The organism is Pseudoduganella sp. SL102 (assembly GCF_027856995.1).
GTDB lineage: Bacteria > Pseudomonadota > Gammaproteobacteria > Burkholderiales > Burkholderiaceae_D > Rugamonas > Rugamonas albidiflava.
On record NZ_CP115554.1, the window covers coordinates 927,678 to 944,263 of the forward strand.

The 16,586-nt window shown below is 68.7% G+C and carries 9 protein-coding genes; 8 read left to right on the forward strand and 1 reads right to left on the reverse strand.

Translation table 11 applies throughout. The features are described 5' to 3' along the window. Window positions 1-53: 53 nt before the first annotated feature. The 7 genes from OU994_RS04005 to ychF all read left to right on the forward strand — a co-directional run bounded on the left by OU994_RS04005 (window position 54) and on the right by ychF (window position 13,605). Entirely contained in the window at window positions 54-7,607 is a 7,554-nt protein-coding gene (locus tag OU994_RS04005; protein WP_281609709.1) for a non-ribosomal peptide synthetase, read from the forward strand. A 37-nt stretch (window positions 7,608-7,644) separates the two neighbouring features. Then, window positions 7,645-7,836, forward strand: coding sequence for an MbtH family NRPS accessory protein (locus OU994_RS04010; RefSeq protein WP_131148052.1), 192 nt, complete (start codon window positions 7,645-7,647; stop codon window positions 7,834-7,836). 2 nt (window positions 7,837-7,838) lie between these two features. After that, window positions 7,839-9,062, forward strand: coding sequence for a DUF711 family protein (locus tag OU994_RS04015; protein WP_281609710.1), 1,224 nt, complete (start codon window positions 7,839-7,841; stop codon window positions 9,060-9,062). A gap of 10 nt (window positions 9,063-9,072) precedes the next feature. Next, window positions 9,073-9,717 (forward strand): thioesterase II family protein, encoded by a 645-nt coding sequence (locus OU994_RS04020; RefSeq protein ID WP_281609711.1) that lies wholly within the window; start codon window positions 9,073-9,075, stop codon window positions 9,715-9,717. An 81-nt stretch (window positions 9,718-9,798) separates the two neighbouring features. Beyond that, window positions 9,799-10,626 carry a 4'-phosphopantetheinyl transferase superfamily protein gene (locus OU994_RS04025; RefSeq protein WP_281609712.1) on the forward strand — a complete coding sequence of 276 codons (828 nt, stop codon included), beginning with the start codon at window positions 9,799-9,801 and terminating at the stop codon, window positions 10,624-10,626. 177 nt (window positions 10,627-10,803) lie between these two features. After that, a complete protein-coding gene (locus OU994_RS04030; RefSeq protein WP_281609713.1) occupies window positions 10,804-12,414 on the forward strand; it encodes a sensor domain-containing diguanylate cyclase in 1,611 nt (536 codons plus the stop codon). A 99-nt stretch (window positions 12,415-12,513) separates the two neighbouring features. Beyond that, window positions 12,514-13,605 carry a redox-regulated ATPase YchF gene (gene ychF / locus OU994_RS04035; RefSeq protein ID WP_281609714.1) on the forward strand — a complete coding sequence of 364 codons (1,092 nt, stop codon included), beginning with the start codon at window positions 12,514-12,516 and terminating at the stop codon, window positions 13,603-13,605. A gap of 130 nt (window positions 13,606-13,735) precedes the next feature. On the opposite strand, the gene OU994_RS04040 is transcribed toward ychF, so the two are convergent. Then, window positions 13,736-14,680: an alpha/beta fold hydrolase gene (locus OU994_RS04040; RefSeq protein ID WP_373922606.1), complete on the reverse strand. Its 945-nt coding sequence runs from the start codon at window positions 14,678-14,680 to the stop codon at window positions 13,736-13,738. 309 nt (window positions 14,681-14,989) lie between these two features. On the opposite strand from OU994_RS04040, the gene OU994_RS04045 reads away from it, so the two are divergent. After that, complete coding sequence (locus OU994_RS04045) at window positions 14,990-16,561, forward strand: hypothetical protein (protein WP_281609716.1); 1,572 nt, start codon at window positions 14,990-14,992, stop codon at window positions 16,559-16,561. The last annotated feature ends 25 nt before the right edge of the window (window positions 16,562-16,586 follow it).

Consider the following 16,586-nt stretch of genomic DNA (forward strand, 5'->3'; position numbering starts at 1 on the left):
ATTGACGAAACCGAGCAGTGGATTGAACGACAGACGAGACACGAGAGCGACCCATGAACAAGCAGGACATACAGGAAGTACACCGGCTCACGCCACTCCAGCAGGGCATGCTGTTCCACACGCTGGAGGCGCCGGGCAGCGGTGTCTACGTCGAGCAGTTCGCCTGCCCGGCGGCCGGGCGGATCGATGGCGCGCGCTGGCGGGAGGCCTGGAACATGGTGCTGGGCGCCTGCCCGGTGCTGCGCGCCGCCATCGCCTGGGAAGGCCTCGAGCACCCGCTGCTGGTGGTGACGAAGTCGGCGACGGTCGACGTGATCGAGATCGATGCCACGGGCGATGACGACACGGCATTCGCCGCGCGCCTGGATGCGTTGCGCCGCGACGAGGCGGTGCGCGGCGTCGACCTGCGCCGGCCACCGCTGCTGCGCCAGGCGCTGCTGCATCGCGAAGACCGCAGCGTGGTGTTCTGGACCTACCACCACGTGCTGCTCGATGGCTGGTCGGCCTTCGTGGTGCTGGGCTCGCTGCTGTCCGCGTACGCCGCGCTGGCCGATGGCAAGGCCTGGCAGCCACGCCCGGCGCCGGGCTGGGGCGACTACCTGGGCTGGCTGCGCAGCCGCGACAAGGCCGCCGCGGAATCCTACTGGCGCGGGCAGATGGCGGGGTTCCATGCGCCCACGCCGCTCGGCCTGGTCAAGCATCCGGCACCGGACAGCGGGGCCGATGCCGGCGCCACGGCGACGGCGGAACTGGGAGAAGCCCTGGGCGGCCGCCTGCGCGACACGGCCCGGATGTTGCGCGTCACCCCCGGCACGCTGCTGCAAGCCGCCTGGGCGCATTTGCTGGCCCTCTACAGCGGCGAGGACGACGTGGTGTTCGGCGCCACCGTCGCGGGCCGGCCACCCGAGCTGGCCGGCGCGGATGCGATGGTGGGGCTGTTCATCAATACCGTACCGGTGCGCGTGCGCATCGATCCGGCCGAAACGGTGCGCGGCTTCGCCGCCCGGCTGGGCGCCGCGCTTGTGGCGCAACGCGAACATGAACATGCGTCGCTGACCGATATCGCCGGCTGGAGCGATGTGCCGCGCGGCCGGGCGCTGTTCGACTCGATGCTGGCCATCGAATCGTTCCCCACCACGGACGGCTTCAGCCTGCCCGATGTCAGCGTGTGGCAGCACACGAACTTCCCGCTGGCCCTGGTCATCGACCCGGTGGGCCGCATGCGCGTCAAGGCGCTGTATGACGCGCGCCAGTTCGACGCCGGCGCGATCGCCGGCCTGCTGGCCCATTACCGCGAGCTGCTGTCGCGGATGGTGGGCGATGTGGACCTGCCGGTCGGCATGCTGTCGATCGCACCGGGCGCCGACATGGCGCTGCAGGACGCGTGGAACCACCGGCCCGCCGTGCACGCGGCGTCCGACCTCGGCGAGCTGCTTGCCCGCCAGGTGGCCGAACGGCCCGGCGCGCCGGCCATCGTGTCGGACGATGGCCACGCCACCTACGCGGAACTCGACCTGCGGGCACGGCGCCTCGGGGCGCGCCTGCTGGCCGCCGGCGTCCGCGCGGGCGACACGGTGGCCTTCGCGTTCGAGCCGGGCGTGCCGATGATCGCCGCACTGGTGGCGATCACGCGCCTCGGCTGTGCCTACGCACCGCTCGATGCGCGCCTGCCGGCGGCACGGCTGGCGCAGATGGTGACCGACCTGCGTATCCGCCATGTGGTAACGGACAGCACCCATGCGGGACTGTTCGACATCGCCGGCGTGACGGTCCTGCTGGCCGGCGAGAACGAGAAGGATGTGCCGTTGAAGGATTGGCCTGAAACCGACCCGGCACGCATCCTGTACGTGATCCACACGTCCGGCTCCACCGGCAAGCCGAAGGCGGCCGGCGTGTTCCACGACAGCTTCACGTGCTTCCTCGGCTGGTGGAACAAGGAGTTCGCCTTTGCCCCGGGCGAGCGCTGCCTGCTCGTCAACAAGATCACGTTCGACCTGGCGCAGAAATGCGTGTGGGGTGCGTTGACGACGGGCGGCATCCTGCACCTGGCGCCCACGCGCCACTTCGACCCGGTGCATGCGCGCGAGCTGGTGGCGGCGCATGGCATCGGCTGGATCAACTGCACGCCGAGCATGGCCTGCGCGATGGTGGAAGCGGATTCCTGCCGCCATCCTGACCAAAATGATGCGCTGGCATCGCTGCGCCTGCTGTTCGTCGGTGGCGAGCCGGTGGACAAGCGCCGGCTGGCGCCCTGGCTGCGGTCGCCGGGTTGCACGACCGAGCTGGTCAACACCTACGGCCCGACGGAATGCACGGACCTGTGCACCACCCACCGGTTTACGCGCGACGAGTTCGTGGACCTCGCCGCGCCCGTCACAGTCGGCAGCGTGCTGCCTGGCCTGGCCGTGCATGTGCTGGACCGTTTCGGAAATCGGCTGCCGGTCGGCGTGACGGGCGAGGTGGCGATCGCCGGCGGTTCGGTGGGCGCCGGCTACCTGAACAACGCGCAGATGAGCGCACAGAAATTCCTGCCTGATCCGGGGATGCCGGGCGCGCGGCTGTACCTGACGGGCGACCTGGGGTACTTCCGCGCCGACGGCACGCTGGTCGTGCACGGCCGCGTCGACTTCCAGGTGAAGCTGCGCGGCTACCGCATCGAGCTGGATGCGATCGGCCATGAACTGCGCGGCCATCCGGCCGTGCTGGATGCCGTGGCCGCCGTGACGCCGGATGGCCAGCGCCTGGTCGCCTACGTGGTGCCGGAAGGTGGCGCCGCATGGACGCCCGCGCTGCAGGACGAGTGCCGCGCATGGCTGTCGGCCCGGCTGCCTGACTACATGGTGCCGGCGCGCTACCTGCCGCTGGCCGCGCTGCCGCTGAACGCGAACGGCAAGCTCGATCGCGGGGCGCTGCCGGCACCGGAGATGGGTATGGGTTTGCTTGCTACGGGCGTGGAAAGAATCGCCCCACGCGACGACATCGAGGCCAGGCTGGCCGGCATCTGGGCCGCCGTGCTGGGCACCGACGAATTCGGTGTCACCGACGATTTCTTCGACCTGGGCGGCCATTCGCTGTCGATCACGCAGGCGTATGCGCGGCTGCAGAAGACGTTCGGCGTGCGCATTCCCCTGTCCGTGCTGTTCGAACAGCCGACCATCGCCGGGCAAGCCGCCGCGTTGCGCGAGGCCGGCGCGGATGGCGCGGAATGCGCCAACGGCAACCAGGCCGCGGCGCGGCAGCCGGCGATCGCCGCCGTCCAGCGGCCGGAACGCCTGCCGCTGTCGTTTTCCCAATCGCGGCTGTGGTTCCTGCACCAGTACGACCCGGCCAGCATGGCCTACCACGTGCCGAACGCGCTGCCGCTCGCCGGCACCGTCGACCGCGCGGCGCTGCAACGGGCGCTGGACTGGCTGCATGCGCGCCATGAATCGCTGCGCACCCGCTATCCCGAGGCGGACGGCACGCCGTGGCAGGAAGTGACGCCACCGACGTCGGTGGCTCTTGAATATGACGACCTGCGCGGCGCGCCAGACGCGGCCGAGCAGTTGTCCGCCATCGCCACCGCCGAGGCGGCGCAGCCGTTCGACCTGCGTGCCGGCCCGGTGGCCCGGTACCGGCTGGTGCAAGGCGACGACCGGGCCATCCTGCTCGTGTCGCTGCACCATATCGCCACCGACGGCTGGTCGATGGACGTGATGATGCGCGAGCTGTCGGCCGCGTACGCCGCGTTCTCGGCCGGCGGTGCGCCGCAGGCGGCGCCGCTGCCGATCCAGTATGCGGACTATGCGCTGTGGCAGCGCGCCGACCTGGCCGGCGGCAAGCGCGGCCAGCTGGTCGATTACTGGCGCACGGAACTCGACGGCAGCCAGCCGCAGATCACGCTGCCGTATGATGTTCCGCGGCCCGCCGCGCGGTCGTCGGCCTGCGGCCTGCACGTGTCGCAGATTCCCGCGGACGTCTGCGCGGCACTGCATGGTGCGGCCAATGCGGCCGCCGGAAGCGGCAGCACGGCGTTCATGACCTGGCTGGCGCTGTATGAACTGCTGCTGTACCGCTGGAGCGGCCAGCAGGACTTCAACGTGGGCAGTCCGATCGCCAACCGCAACCTGGAAGAAACCGAGGGCGTGATCGGCTTCTTCGTCAACACGCTGGTGCTGCGCGCCCGCATGGAAGGCGGGCAGACCTTCGCCGGCCTGCTGGACGACGTGCGCCGGACCGCGCGCGCCGCCTACGGCCATGCCGAGCTGCCGTTCGAGTTGCTGGTGGACGAGCTGAATCCGCCGCGCAGCGCGAATACGCTGCCGTTCTTCCAGGTCGGCTTCGCACTGCAGCGCGCCTACGAGGACACGTCGCTGATCGACAGTACCGAATGGATTGCCCGCTTCGACCTGCAACTGGTGCTGCATGAAAGCGCCGATGGCGGCCTGCGCGCGCACTGGGAATTTGCACGCGACCTGTTCTTGCCCGAGACGGTGGCGCGGCTGGCCGACTCGTTCGCGCTGCTGGCGCGGCAGGTGGCGCAGGCGCCCGCCGCGCCGCTGCGCGACCTGGCGCTGGTCGATGGCGCCGGGCGCGAACGGATGCTGGCGCTGGCGCGTGGCGCCAAGCCCGCATTGCCGGTTGCCACGGTGCATGAGCTGTTTGTTCAACAGGCGCTGCTGGCACCGGCGAAAGTCGCCCTGGTGCAGGGCGAGCTGCGGCTGGGCTACGATGAACTGAACCGCCGCGCCAACCGGCTGGCCCATCACCTGCTCGGCGAGGGCGTGGCGCCGGGCGGCATCGTCGGCGTGGCGCTGCCGCGCGGCCCGCAACTGGTCGTCGCGCTGCTGGCCGTGCTGAAGGCCGGCTGCGCCTACCTGCCGCTCGATACGGAGTACCCGCGCGAACGCACCGCCTACATGCTGGCGAACGCAGGGGCCGTGGCCGTGCTGACGGACGGCGCCGGCGCCGCGCTGCTGCCGGCATTCGACGGTGTCGTGCTGGATGTCGACGCTCCGCAAGTCGCGGCACGGTGCGACACGAACCCGGACGTGCCGCACGATCCGCGCGCGCTGGCCTACGTGATGTACACGTCCGGCACCACCGGCAAGCCGAAAGGCGTGATGATCGAACACCGCAGCATCGTGCGGCTGGTGCGCGAAGCCGGCTATGCCGACTTTTCCGCGGACGGCACCTATCTCCAATACGCGCCCGTGGGCTTCGATGCCTCCACGTTCGAGATCTGGGGCAGCCTGCTGAACGGCGCGCGGCTGGTGCAGGCGCCCGCCGGCGTGGTGGGCCTGGACCAGCTGGCCGGGCTGGTCGCCGGCGAGGGGATCGACACGGTGTTCGTGACGTCCGCGCTGTTCAACCAGCTGGTGGACCAGCATCCGGAAGCGCTGGCCGGCGTGCGCCAGCTGCTGACGGGCGGCGAGGCGATGTCGTCGCCGCACGCCGCACGGGCTATCGAAGCCCTGCAGGCGGGGAGCAAGGGACAACTGATCCACGTGTACGGCCCCACCGAGTGCACCACTTTCGCCACCGCCAGGAAGGTGAGCATGGCCGATGCGCTGGCCGGCACGGTGCCGATCGGCCGGCCGATCGCCCATACCGACAACTATGTGCTGGACGAAGCGCTGGAGCCGGTACCGGTGGGCGTGCCGGGCGAGCTGTACATCGGCGGCGCCGGCGTGGCGCGCGGCTACCTGAACGCGCCGCAGCAGAGCGCCGAGCGCTTCGTGGCCGATCCGTTCGGGGCCGATAGTGCGGCCGCGGGTTCGCGGCTGTACCGCACCGGCGACAAGGTGCGCTGGAACGCCGGCGGCACCCTGGAATTCCTGGGCCGGATGGACGACCAGGTGAAGATCCGCGGTTACCGGATCGAGCCGGCCGAGATCGAGGCGCAACTGGCGGCTTGCCCGGGTGTCAACGCGGCGCTCGTCCTGGCGCTGGGCGACAGCGCCGACAAGCGGCTGGTGGCCTATGTGACCTGTACCGAGGGCACCGGCGTCGCTTCGCCCACGCCCGCCCTGTTGCGCGATTACCTGGCGCAGCGGCTGCCCGCCTTCATGGTGCCGGGCGCCTACGTGCTGCTGGACCGCTTCCCGGTCACCGCGAACGGCAAGGTCGACCGCCGTGCGCTGCCTTTGCCGGATGCCGATGCGCTCGGCGCCGGCGACTACGTGGCGCCGGAAACGGCGCTCGAAGAGTCGATCGCCACCGTGTGGGGCGAGATGCTGGGCCTGGAACGGGTGAGCGTGACGGCCGATTTCTTCGCGCTGGGCGGCAATTCGCTGACGGCGACCCAGCTGCTGGCGCGGGTGCGCGCGTCGCTCGGCCATACGGTCACGCTGCCGGGATTCTTCAGCGAGCCGACCGTGCGGGCGATGGCGTTCCGCATCGAGCATGCCGACACGGCGCGCGCCATGGATGCGGCGGAAAGCCGTCTCGATGGCGAGGCCGAATCCGCGCTCGTGCTGCCGGAACCGCTGCCGCCGCTGGCATCGAGCCTGGAGCACGTGCTGCTGACGGGTGCCACCGGTTTCGTGGGTGCCTACGTGGCGGCCGACATGCTGGAGCGCTGGCCGCGCGTGACGCTGCATTGCCATGTGCGGGCGGCGCATCCGGCCACCGGCCTGCGCCGCCTGCGCGACAACCTCGACCAGTACGGCCTGTGGAAAGAGGGCTATGCGGCCCGCATCCGCGTGCTGACGGGCGACCTGGCCGATCCTCAACTGGGTTTGGACGACGAGCACTACGCCACGCTGGCGCGCGACGTTGACCTGGTGGTGCACAACGCCTCGCGCCTGAACCACGTGCTGCCTTACCAGGCGCTGCGCCGCGATAACGTGGAGACGACGAGGCGCCTGCTGGAGCTGGCCGCCACGGCCAAGCGCAAGGGCTTCGTCCTGGTCTCGACCGCCGGCGTGCTGCAGGGTGAGAGTGGCGGCACCTTCGACGAGGACGCGCGGGTCGAGGATATCGGCCAGAGCACGCGCGAAGGCTACAACGGCAGCAAGTGGGTGGCCGAACTGATGGTGCGCCGCGCCGCCCGGGCCGGCATTCCGGCCCAGATCATGCGGCTGGGCCGCGTGGCCGTGGACAGCCGCAGCGGGGCAGGGCGGATGGATGACTTCGTGGCGCTGTTCGTGCGCACCTGCCTGAAGGTAGGGGCGTGGCCCGACCGGCCATTCGTCGAGCAGATCGTGCCGGTCGATCACGTGGCGCGCGCCATCACGGCGCTGGCCGGCGACTACACCAGCACCGGCGTGCACCACCTCATCGGCGACGACAAGCGCGACTGGAGCCGGCTGCTGCCCGATTTCGTCGATTGCGCCGGCGCGGGGCTGAAGCGCATGCCCATCCGCGACTGGGTCGACGCGGTCAAGGAACATAGCGCGGCCGAGCCGCTGCCGTTCGCCCCTTACCTGTTCTGGTGGGACACCGACGCGGCCGCGCCGGAGGAAAAACGCCTGAAAGTGAAGCAGGCAAAGACCGTGCGCCGCCTGGCCGGCCATGGGCTGCGCGAACCGCGCATCGACAGCGAGGCATGGCAGCGCTATGTCGGCGCGATCTTCGCTGCCGAAGGCATGTCCGCGAAGCCGAAAAAGCGCGGCATCTTCGGTTAACAAACCCTACAAACGATTACACATCACGGAGAGAATCATGAATTCAGCTGCCTACAATGTAGTTCGCAACGAAGAAGACCAGTACTCGGTCTGGCCCGCCTACCGCCCGGTACCCGCTGGCTGGACCACCGTCGGCGACGCGGCAGACCGCGAGACCTGCCTCGAACGCATCGAGCAATTGTGGACCGACATGCGGCCGCGCAGCCTGCGCACCGCGAAGGAGCAGTAGCCATGCCTACCCTGCGTACCATCACTTTCGGCTGCCCGCTGGACGGCGCCGCCCCCGAAGAGACCGCCGCCACCGTGCGGAGTTTCTTCACCCATGCCTGGCGGCTGCTCGACGAGGCGGGCCTGGCGGCGCGCTGTTTCCGCTACGTGGCGCCGCCGGTCGAGCAGTGGCTGCCCGATGCGGACCCGGTGGCCGCCGGGCGCACCGCCGTGCGGCTGGAACAGGCGCTGGGCGAGAACATCTGGTGCTGCCTGCCGGGTCCCGCCTGCGACACCCGCGACAGCGTGGCGCGGCGCGTGGACCTGATCGATGCGATCGTGGGGGAAACGCGCCACGTGTTCACCAACATGCGCGTGGCCGGCGAGCAGGGGCTGCACAACGAGGCCGTGGCGGCCGCCGCCGAAACGATGGCGCGGCTGGGCAGCACGCCGGCGCGGCAGCAGGACAATTTCCGCTTCGCCGCGCTGGCCTGGATCAAGCCGGCCACGCCATACTTCCCGGCCGCCTGGCACGATGGCGCGCCGGGCTTCTCGGTGGCGCTGGAACTGGCCGGCCCGTTCCTGCAGGCGTGCGGCCGGCACGACAACTTCGCCGACCGGCTCGATGCCTGCCGCGAGGAGCTCACCAGCCGCGTGGCGCGGACGCTGCCCGTGCTGGTACGGCTGGCACGCGAGCAGGGCGTGCGCTTTCTCGGCTACGACCTGTCGCTGGCGCCGTTCCCCGGCGACGAGACAAGCGCGGTGGCCGTCGTCGAAGGCCTGAACGGCAGCCGCATCGGCCAGCTCGACTTCATGTTCGCGCTGTATGCGGTGAACGACATGCTGCAGCATGCGCTGCCCAACCTGCCGATGGTGGGCTTCAACGGCACCATGCTGTCGGTGCTGGAAGACACGCGGCTCGCCGAGGCCACGGCCGCCGGCGACGTGGGCGTGAAGGACCTGTTGCTGCTGTCCACCGTATGCGGCTGCGGGCTGGACATGATCCCCGTTTCCGCCGACAGCGATCCGGCGCGGCTGGCCACGCTGGTGCGGGCCATGTCCACCATCGCCCAGAAGTGGCGCAAGCCGCTGATCGCCCGGCTGCTGCCCGCCACCACGAACCTGCGCGGCGTGACCCGCTTCGAGCACGACTTCATCGTCAACACCGCCGTGCTGCGCCTGGATACGCCCACCTTCATGCCGACCGAACGGTTCGGCGTCTTTGCACCGCTGCGCCGCGCAGCCTGAGGAGAACACCATGCATCCCTGGTTCACCCATTTTTCCCGTCCCGCCCCGCACGCCGGCGCGCGCTTGCTCTGCCTGCCCAGTTCGGGCGGCGGTTCCACGCTGTACCGCCCCTGGCTGGGCGGGCTGGAAGACGTCGAACTGCAGGCGGCGCTGCTGCCCGGCCGCGAGCGGCGCATGCTGGAGGCGCCCGTGCAGACGATGGCGGCGATGGTCGATGGCCTGGTGCCGGCCGTGACCGCGCTGGCCGACCGGCCCTATTTCCTGTTCGGCCACAGCATGGGGGCGCTGATCGCCTTCGAGCTGACGCGCGCGCTGGTCGCACGCGCCGTCCCGCTGCCGCGCCGGCTGTTCGTCTCCGCCTTCCGCGCACCGGACATGCCGAACCCGAAACGCGACCTGCACGCCCTGCCGGACGACGAATTCATCGATGCGCTGCGCGACTATGGCGGCACGCCGGAAGCGGTGCTGCGCCACCGCGAAACGATGGACGCGATGCTGCCGATGCTGCGCGCCGACTTCCGCATGCATGAAACCTATCGCTACCACGCGGCCCGTCCGCTGCCGGTGCCGATCACGGCGCTGGCCGGCCGCGCCGACGATGCCGTGCCGGCCAGCCAGATGGCCGGCTGGGCGAAACAGACCTGTGAGGTTTGACGATGCACCAGTTCGACGGCGCCCATTTCTTCATCCATGACGACCGGGATGCCGTGCTGAAAACGCTGGGTGAGGCGATCCATGAAGAACTTGCGTTTGCCTGACGATGAGCCGCTGCTCGTCTGGGTGCGCACCGCCGACGTGGCGGCCGCGCTGCCGCAGGCGCAAGGCTGGCTTACCCCGGCCGAACGGGAACGCGCCCGGCGCTTCGTGTTCGACGGCGACCGCGCCGACTTCCTGGCCAGCCGCTTCCTGCTGCGCCGCGTGCTGGCCGAGCTGGCGGATACCGAACCGGAACGGCTCCTGTTCGATACCAGCCGCCATGGCAAGCCCGCCTTGCGCGGCCGGCCGGACCTGGCGTTCAACCTGTCGCACTGCCGCGGCGTTGCCGTGCTGCTGATCGGCGCCGGCGCCGCGGCCGGGGTGGACATCGAACTGGTGCAGCCCGGCCGCGCCGACCCGCTGGTGGCGCAGCGGCTGTTCCACCGCGCCGAACAGATCCAGCTGCTGGCCTGCCCGCGCGGCGGCTACGACCGCCTGTTCCTGCGCTTCTGGACCCTGAAGGAAGCGGTGCTGAAGGCCGAAGGCAGCGGCCTGGCGCTGCCGATGGACGCGTTTGCGGCCCTGATCGATGGCGACAGCATCGTGCCGCTGACGGTGCCGCTCGCACTGGCCGGGCGCCCGTTCGCCATCGGCCAGGTGGAGCTGGCGCCAGACCTGGTGTGTGCCTGGACCCGCGTGTGCGCCGACCGGCAGGTGCCGACCACGTGGCAGCTGGGTGCCGGCGGGACGGTCTACCCGGCACCCCAGGTGCGGCTGGGTACCGGCAGCCACAGGCCCCGCCTGGCGGCCGGGCAGCCGCCTGGGCGCAGGAAAGCCGCACTGGCGGCGCTGGCGCAGGGAGGATAGGTCAGGGAGGGTAGGTCAGGGAGGGAAGCACGGGGAGGTGAGACCCCGGTGAGGCTATGCCGCAACTGAACGATAACCTGGTGTCAACTTATCGGCTCGAAAGTTGCTTGACGGTATCAATGGGGGTGGTGGTGGCGTATACTCGGCAGTAACCAGTTTCTCCGCAAAGCAGCATCGATGAGCCTTCCCGCCCTTTCCGCCGTGCCGGTGCACAGCCGGCTTCCCGCCTGGATGGGAAAGGCGCCGCTGGTCCTGGTGCCCGTGTTCGTTCTGCTGGCCGCTACGCTGGCCGCCCTGGGGGCATATACACTGACCTGGGAACGGCAGGTCGCGCGGCTGGAGCGCGCCGCCATTCCGCGCCTGGAGCGTTTCGCGATCCAGCTGTTCGCGCCGCCGCGGCGCTACACCTACCTGCCGCACCTGCTGGCCAACGACCGCACGCTGCGCAATGCGCTCGCGCAGCCGCACAAGCCCGGTTTGGTGCACGATGCCAACCTCCATCTCGCGCGGATGCGTGCCAGCACCGGTGCCACGGAACTGTACGTGCTCGATCCGGCCGGCACGGCGATCGCCGCGTCGAACTGGCGGGACCCGATCAGCTTCGTGGGCGTCAACTATGCGTACCGGCCGTACTACAGCCGCGCGGTGGCGGAAGGGGGCGCGCATTTCTATGCGATGGGGACCACGTCGCACCGGCCCGGCTTTTTCCTGTCCCAGCAGGTGAAGGCGGCGGACGGTGCCTTGCTGGGCGTGGCCGTGGTCAAGGCCGACCTGACGATGCCGGAAGTGCGCGACTATGGCGGCGAGGTGCTGGTGACCGATGCCGGCGGCGTGGCCTTCCTCAGTTCGCGCGAGGACTGGCAATACCGGCCGCTGGCGGCGCTGTCGGCGCGTGCCGGCGCCAGCGTGGCCCGCACGCGCCAGTACGACGGCGTGTTGCGCGCTCCGCTGGACGTGCATACCGGACGCACGCTGGACAGCGGCGCGACCATCGTCGACATCGGCGGGCACGGCAGCTACCTGATGGTGCGCCGGCCGGTGCCGGAAACGGACTGGCATGTGAACCTGCTGCTGCCGCTGGACGAGGTGAAGGGCACGGCGCTGCGGGCGGCGCTGCTGGCGGCCGCAGCGATCGCGCTGGCCGCGCTGTCGCTGCTGTACCTGTGGCAGTTCCGCCTGCGCCAGGCCGAGCGCGAGCGCTCCCGGGCCGCGCTGGAGGAAGCGCACGCCGCGCTGGCCCGGCAGCACGAAACGCTGACGGCGCTGTCCGAGGAATTGCGCGTGCAATCGTCCACCGACAGCCTCACAAGCCTGTTCAACCGCCGCTATTTCATGGACAGCCTGGAGCGCCTGCTGGGCACCGCCCAGCGCCACGGCGAGCCGCTGGCCCTGATGCTGGTGGATGCCGACCATTTCAAGCGCGTCAACGACGAGCATGGCCATCCGGCCGGCGACGAGGTGCTGCGCCGGCTGGGTGCGATGCTGCTGGAAGAAACCCGCGACGGCGACGTGGCGGCCCGCTACGGCGGCGAGGAATTCATCGTGGCCTTGCCCCGCACCGACGCGCCGGCCGCGCTGGCGGTGGCCGGCCGCATGCTGGCCCGGATGCGCGCCATGCGCGTGCCGGTCGATGGCGGCACGCTGGCCGTGACGGTGTCGATCGGGCTGGCGGCGGCCCGGCCGGGCGAGGCGGTGGCGGAAATCATCCGGCGCGCCGATGCGGCACTGTACGAGGCCAAGCGCGGCGGCCGCGACCGGGCGGTGTTCGACGCCGCAACAGCCCCCTGACAGGGCGCCGCGCCCGGCGGGCGGCGCTATAATGCGACTATTTTCCGCACCGCGCAGGGCACTGTCGGCGACGGCATTACATATTTCACAAGGAATTCCATGAGTCTCAAATGCGGCATCGTCGGCCTGCCCAACGTCGGCAAGTCCACCCTCTTCAACGCGCTGACCAAGGCCGGCATCCCCGCTGAAAACTACCCGTTCTGCACGATCGAGCCGAACGTGGGCGTGGTCGAGGTGCCGGATCCCCGCCTGAAGCAGCTGGCCGACATCGTCAAGCCCGAGCGCATCGTCAACGCGATCGTGGAATTCGTCGACATCGCCGGCCTGGTGGCCGGTGCGTCGCAGGGCGAGGGCCTGGGCAACCAGTTCCTGGCCCACATCCGCGAAACGGACGCCATCGTCAACGTGGTGCGCTGCTTCGAAGATGAAAACGTGATCCACGTGGCCGGCAAGGTCAGCCCGCTGGACGATATCGCCGTGATCCAGACCGAGCTGGCGCTGGCGGACATGAGCACGGTGGAAAAAACCATCCACCGCGAAAACAAGAAAGCCCGCTCCGGTGACAAGGAAGCCGCCAAGCTGGTGACCCTGCTGGAAAAAGTGCTGCCGGCGCTGAACGACGCCAAGCCGGTGCGCGCGCTCGGCCTGTCCGACGAGGAAATGGCGCTGATCAAGCCGCTGTGCCTGATCACGGCCAAGCCGGCCATGTACGTGGCCAACGTCTCCGACACGGGCTTCACCAACAATCCGCTGTTGGACCAGCTGACCGAGTACGCGGCATCGCAGAACGCGCCGATCGTGGCGATCTGCGCCGCCATCGAAGCGGAAATCGCCGACCTGGAAGACGCCGACAAGACCGAGTTCCTGGCCGACATGGGCATGGACGAGCCAGGCCTGGACCGCCTGATCCGCGCCGGCTTCAAGCTGCTGGGCCTGCAGACCTACTTCACCGCCGGCGTGAAGGAAGTGCGCGCCTGGACGATCCACGTGGGCGACACCGCCCCGCAAGCCGCCGGCGTGATCCACACCGACTTCGAGCGCGGCTTCATCCGCGCGCAGACCATCGCGTTCGATGACTTCATCGCCTTCAAGGGCGAGGCGGGTGCCAAGGAAGCGGGCAAGATGCGCGCCGAGGGCAAGGAATATGTGGTGAAGGATGGGGATGTGTTGAATTTCTTGTTCAACGTGTAAGGATGAGGTTGGGATGTGAGTGATCCCGATGTGTTGAGAAAGGCCCCGGTTCCGAGATGGAATCGGGGCTTTTTTTATTCATGAGCCTGCCCGAGCGCCGGTCAGCCAGCCATACAGGCGGCCACAGAATCTATTTGATGAACCCAACCAGCGCCGGCACCACCTGCTCCGGCGCCTCATCAATCAACCAGTGCCCCGAGCCCTTGATGATCACGCTCTGCACATCTTCGGCATACATGCGCGCCTGATTGCCCAGGAAATCCCCCGCCGATTTCTCGCCAGCGATGGTCAGCACCGGCATCGTCAGCTTCGTCTTGCTCATCGGCCCGAAATCCACGGCATCCTGCTCGAAACCGCTGAAGTAGGCGAAGCCGGCACGCATGCCGCCCGGCTGCGCATAGGCAGCGGTATACAGCTTGCGGTCCGATTCCTTGATCGACTTCGCCTTGTCGGCGGAAAAATCGTTCCAGAAATGTTCGAAGTAGATGCGCTCCCGGCCTTTCACCAGCGCCAGCGGCGTCTCCCCGTAGAAGTGGAAATGCCACACCGCCTGGGCGGGGAAGGCATTGCGCCAGTCGCCCACGCCGGGAACGAAGGCATCCATCACCACCAGCCGGCTGGTATCGGCAGGGAACTGGGCCGCATAACCATAGGCGACCATCATGCCGATGTCGTGGCCGACCACGGCGGCCGGTTCGCTGCTGACCGATTTCACCAGCGCATGGATATCGGCCGCCATCGTCTTCTTGTCATAGCCGCCCGCGGGCTTTTCCGAGCCGCCGGCACCGCGCAGGTCCGGCACGATCACGGTGTGGGTCTTGACCAGTTCGCGCATGGCCGGTGCCCACATATGGCCCGTTTGCGCATACCCATGGAGCAGCACCACCGGCGTGCCCTTGCCGCCGATCTTGTAGTGGAGCCGCACGCCGTTGACCTGCGCATACTTGTCGGTGAAACCTTCGACTGGCTTGTCGATCGGCGGAGCGGCATGCGCGACATGCACGCATAGCGCGATGGCAACCGCTGCGATGGTGCGAAGGCCGGCCGAAGACTTTGCATTGCAGTTGGTACCCATGATTTTCTCCAGGCGTTGAGAAAGCGTGCCGACCCGGTTGGTCGTACGAATCATCATGCGCCCGGCGCTATTTCCCGCAAAGTCAAACCGCAACTCTTTTGGGAGAGGCGGGCGGCGTGTCGCGACCGACCGCTCATCCGCCACAGACGCCGGATGCACCGCCAGCCCGGCCGCCGATAGCCATAACAGCGCCATCACTGCACCCGTGCCCCACACCACAGCACATCAAGGATATTGCCAGAACAGCACTGCAGTAGAATGCAGCTCACTTTCGCGCAGCGCGAACCCGTGACGCATTACAGGAATCCCATGACCATCAAGCCACCATCCGCCACGTTCAACGAGTTCGGCCAGCAGAACGCCGCGCAGCATCGGGAACTGGGCCATTACGTCGCCAACGATGCCACCTTTCCCACAGCGTACCTCCGGGCGGTGGCTGCCATCGCCAGCTCGGATGGCATCCTCAACGTGGCCGACTTCAATGCCCTGAAAGACGTGGCGGCGCTGATGAACGATTCGGCGCTGGCCAGGGTGGTGTTGCTGGAATGCGTCGAACGTCCGCTGGACTGGAAAACGGCGTTTGAAAATCTGCACGCGGCGTCGGCCGGTATCGATCAGGCCACCGCGGAGGAAGCGTTCGAGGCCGCCCGTTCGCTGTTGTCGATCCAGGGAACGCGCAGCAGGGACATGGCGCGCGATTTTGCCGAAGCACTGCGCTACCAGATCCGCCCGGCGGAACTCGACGTCTTTCCGACAGATGAAAAAAGCCTGTGGAGCAAGGTGAGCCTGGGCTCGGTGCGCATGCTCAAGGGGCGCAAGTATGCGGACCTGGCGGACCTGTGCGTTCGCGCCACCGGCGACGTATCGCTGGCGAACGCCGTCCTCGAGTTCGAGCAGGGAACGCTGGACAAAGGGGAGCTGACCGCGCGGATGACTTCGGCGTGCGCGCGCGTGAGCCAGGAAATAGCGGCGTTCAACTCGCGCATCGCGGACTATGAAACCAGCAGCGAGACCGCGGTGGCCTTCCTCGAGTCCGCCCATGGGCTGCAAAAGCAGGTGGGGCAGCGCCTCGCCATTGCCGATGCGCGCATCGCCTTCGAGCGCGAGACCTTCGACGAAGACCTGGAAGAAGCCATCCACGACGCGGGCAATGCGTTCGAACGGGAAGTCGTCGACCGCCTCAATACGGACCAGTGGAAACGCGCAGCGACGTGGGAAAGCATCGCCAAATCCACCTTCGGCAAAGAGCTGGAACGGCGGGTAAACCGGATCATTTCGCGGCGGGAGCGCTCGCTCCAGCTGATCCATGAGGATCTGCGCCTGTTCCAGGAAGAGATGGCTCTATCGCGCAGCACGATCCTGAAGCGGCTGCACCACACCGAACTGGCCGGCGCGGCCCCGGCGCTGCGCCTGGGAACGCGGCTTCGGAACGGGGCCGAGGATGCCACCAACATGACGCTGAAAGTGGGCGGCGCGGCCGCCATCGGGACCGGCGCGGCAGCCTACTTCCTGGGGGCGGCCGCGGTGATGCCGGTGATCGCGCCAGTGGCGCCCATCGTCGGCGGCGCGCTGCTCGTCGCGGGTGCGTTCAAGTGGATGATGAATTCCGCGGAACGCAAGCTGGAGGAAGTCGGCCACCAGCGCGAGATGTTCGAGAAGGCCTTCCGGCAGCAGCTGGAAGCGGCGCGCGGGGAACTGGCGGCGCAGCTCGATACCACGTCGCAGCAGTTCCACCAGGCCGCCGACCGGATGGTGCAGCCGGTGCTCCTCGAAGCCCAGGCGGTCGACCGGCTGGCCACCCTTCACCTGAAGATGGCGCGCAAGCTGAACGACCATTCGCAGAAGGCCCTGGCGGAGATGCTCGCGGCGCTGCCGAAGTGACGCGGTGATAATTGTTGAGTCTTGC

Excerpts from the sequence above, each read along its gene's own strand:
- OU994_RS04045 (WP_281609716.1), top strand. The coding sequence starts at position 14,990 with ATGACCATCAAGCCACCATCCGCCACGTTCAACGAGTTCGGCCAGCAG.
- OU994_RS04030 (WP_281609713.1), top strand. The coding sequence starts at position 10,804 with ATGAGCCTTCCCGCCCTTTCCGCCGTGCCGGTGCACAGCCGGCTTCCC.
- OU994_RS04025 (WP_281609712.1), top strand. The coding sequence starts at position 9,799 with ATGAAGAACTTGCGTTTGCCTGACGATGAGCCGCTGCTCGTCTGGGTG.
- OU994_RS04005 (WP_281609709.1), top strand. The coding sequence starts at position 54 with ATGAACAAGCAGGACATACAGGAAGTACACCGGCTCACGCCACTCCAG.
- OU994_RS04015 (WP_281609710.1), top strand. The coding sequence starts at position 7,839 with ATGCCTACCCTGCGTACCATCACTTTCGGCTGCCCGCTGGACGGCGCC.
- OU994_RS04040 (WP_373922606.1), bottom strand. The coding sequence starts at position 14,680 with ATGGGTACCAACTGCAATGCAAAGTCTTCGGCCGGCCTTCGCACCATC.
- OU994_RS04020 (WP_281609711.1), top strand. The coding sequence starts at position 9,073 with ATGCATCCCTGGTTCACCCATTTTTCCCGTCCCGCCCCGCACGCCGGC.
- OU994_RS04010 (WP_131148052.1), top strand. The coding sequence starts at position 7,645 with ATGAATTCAGCTGCCTACAATGTAGTTCGCAACGAAGAAGACCAGTAC.
- ychF (WP_281609714.1), top strand. The coding sequence starts at position 12,514 with ATGAGTCTCAAATGCGGCATCGTCGGCCTGCCCAACGTCGGCAAGTCC.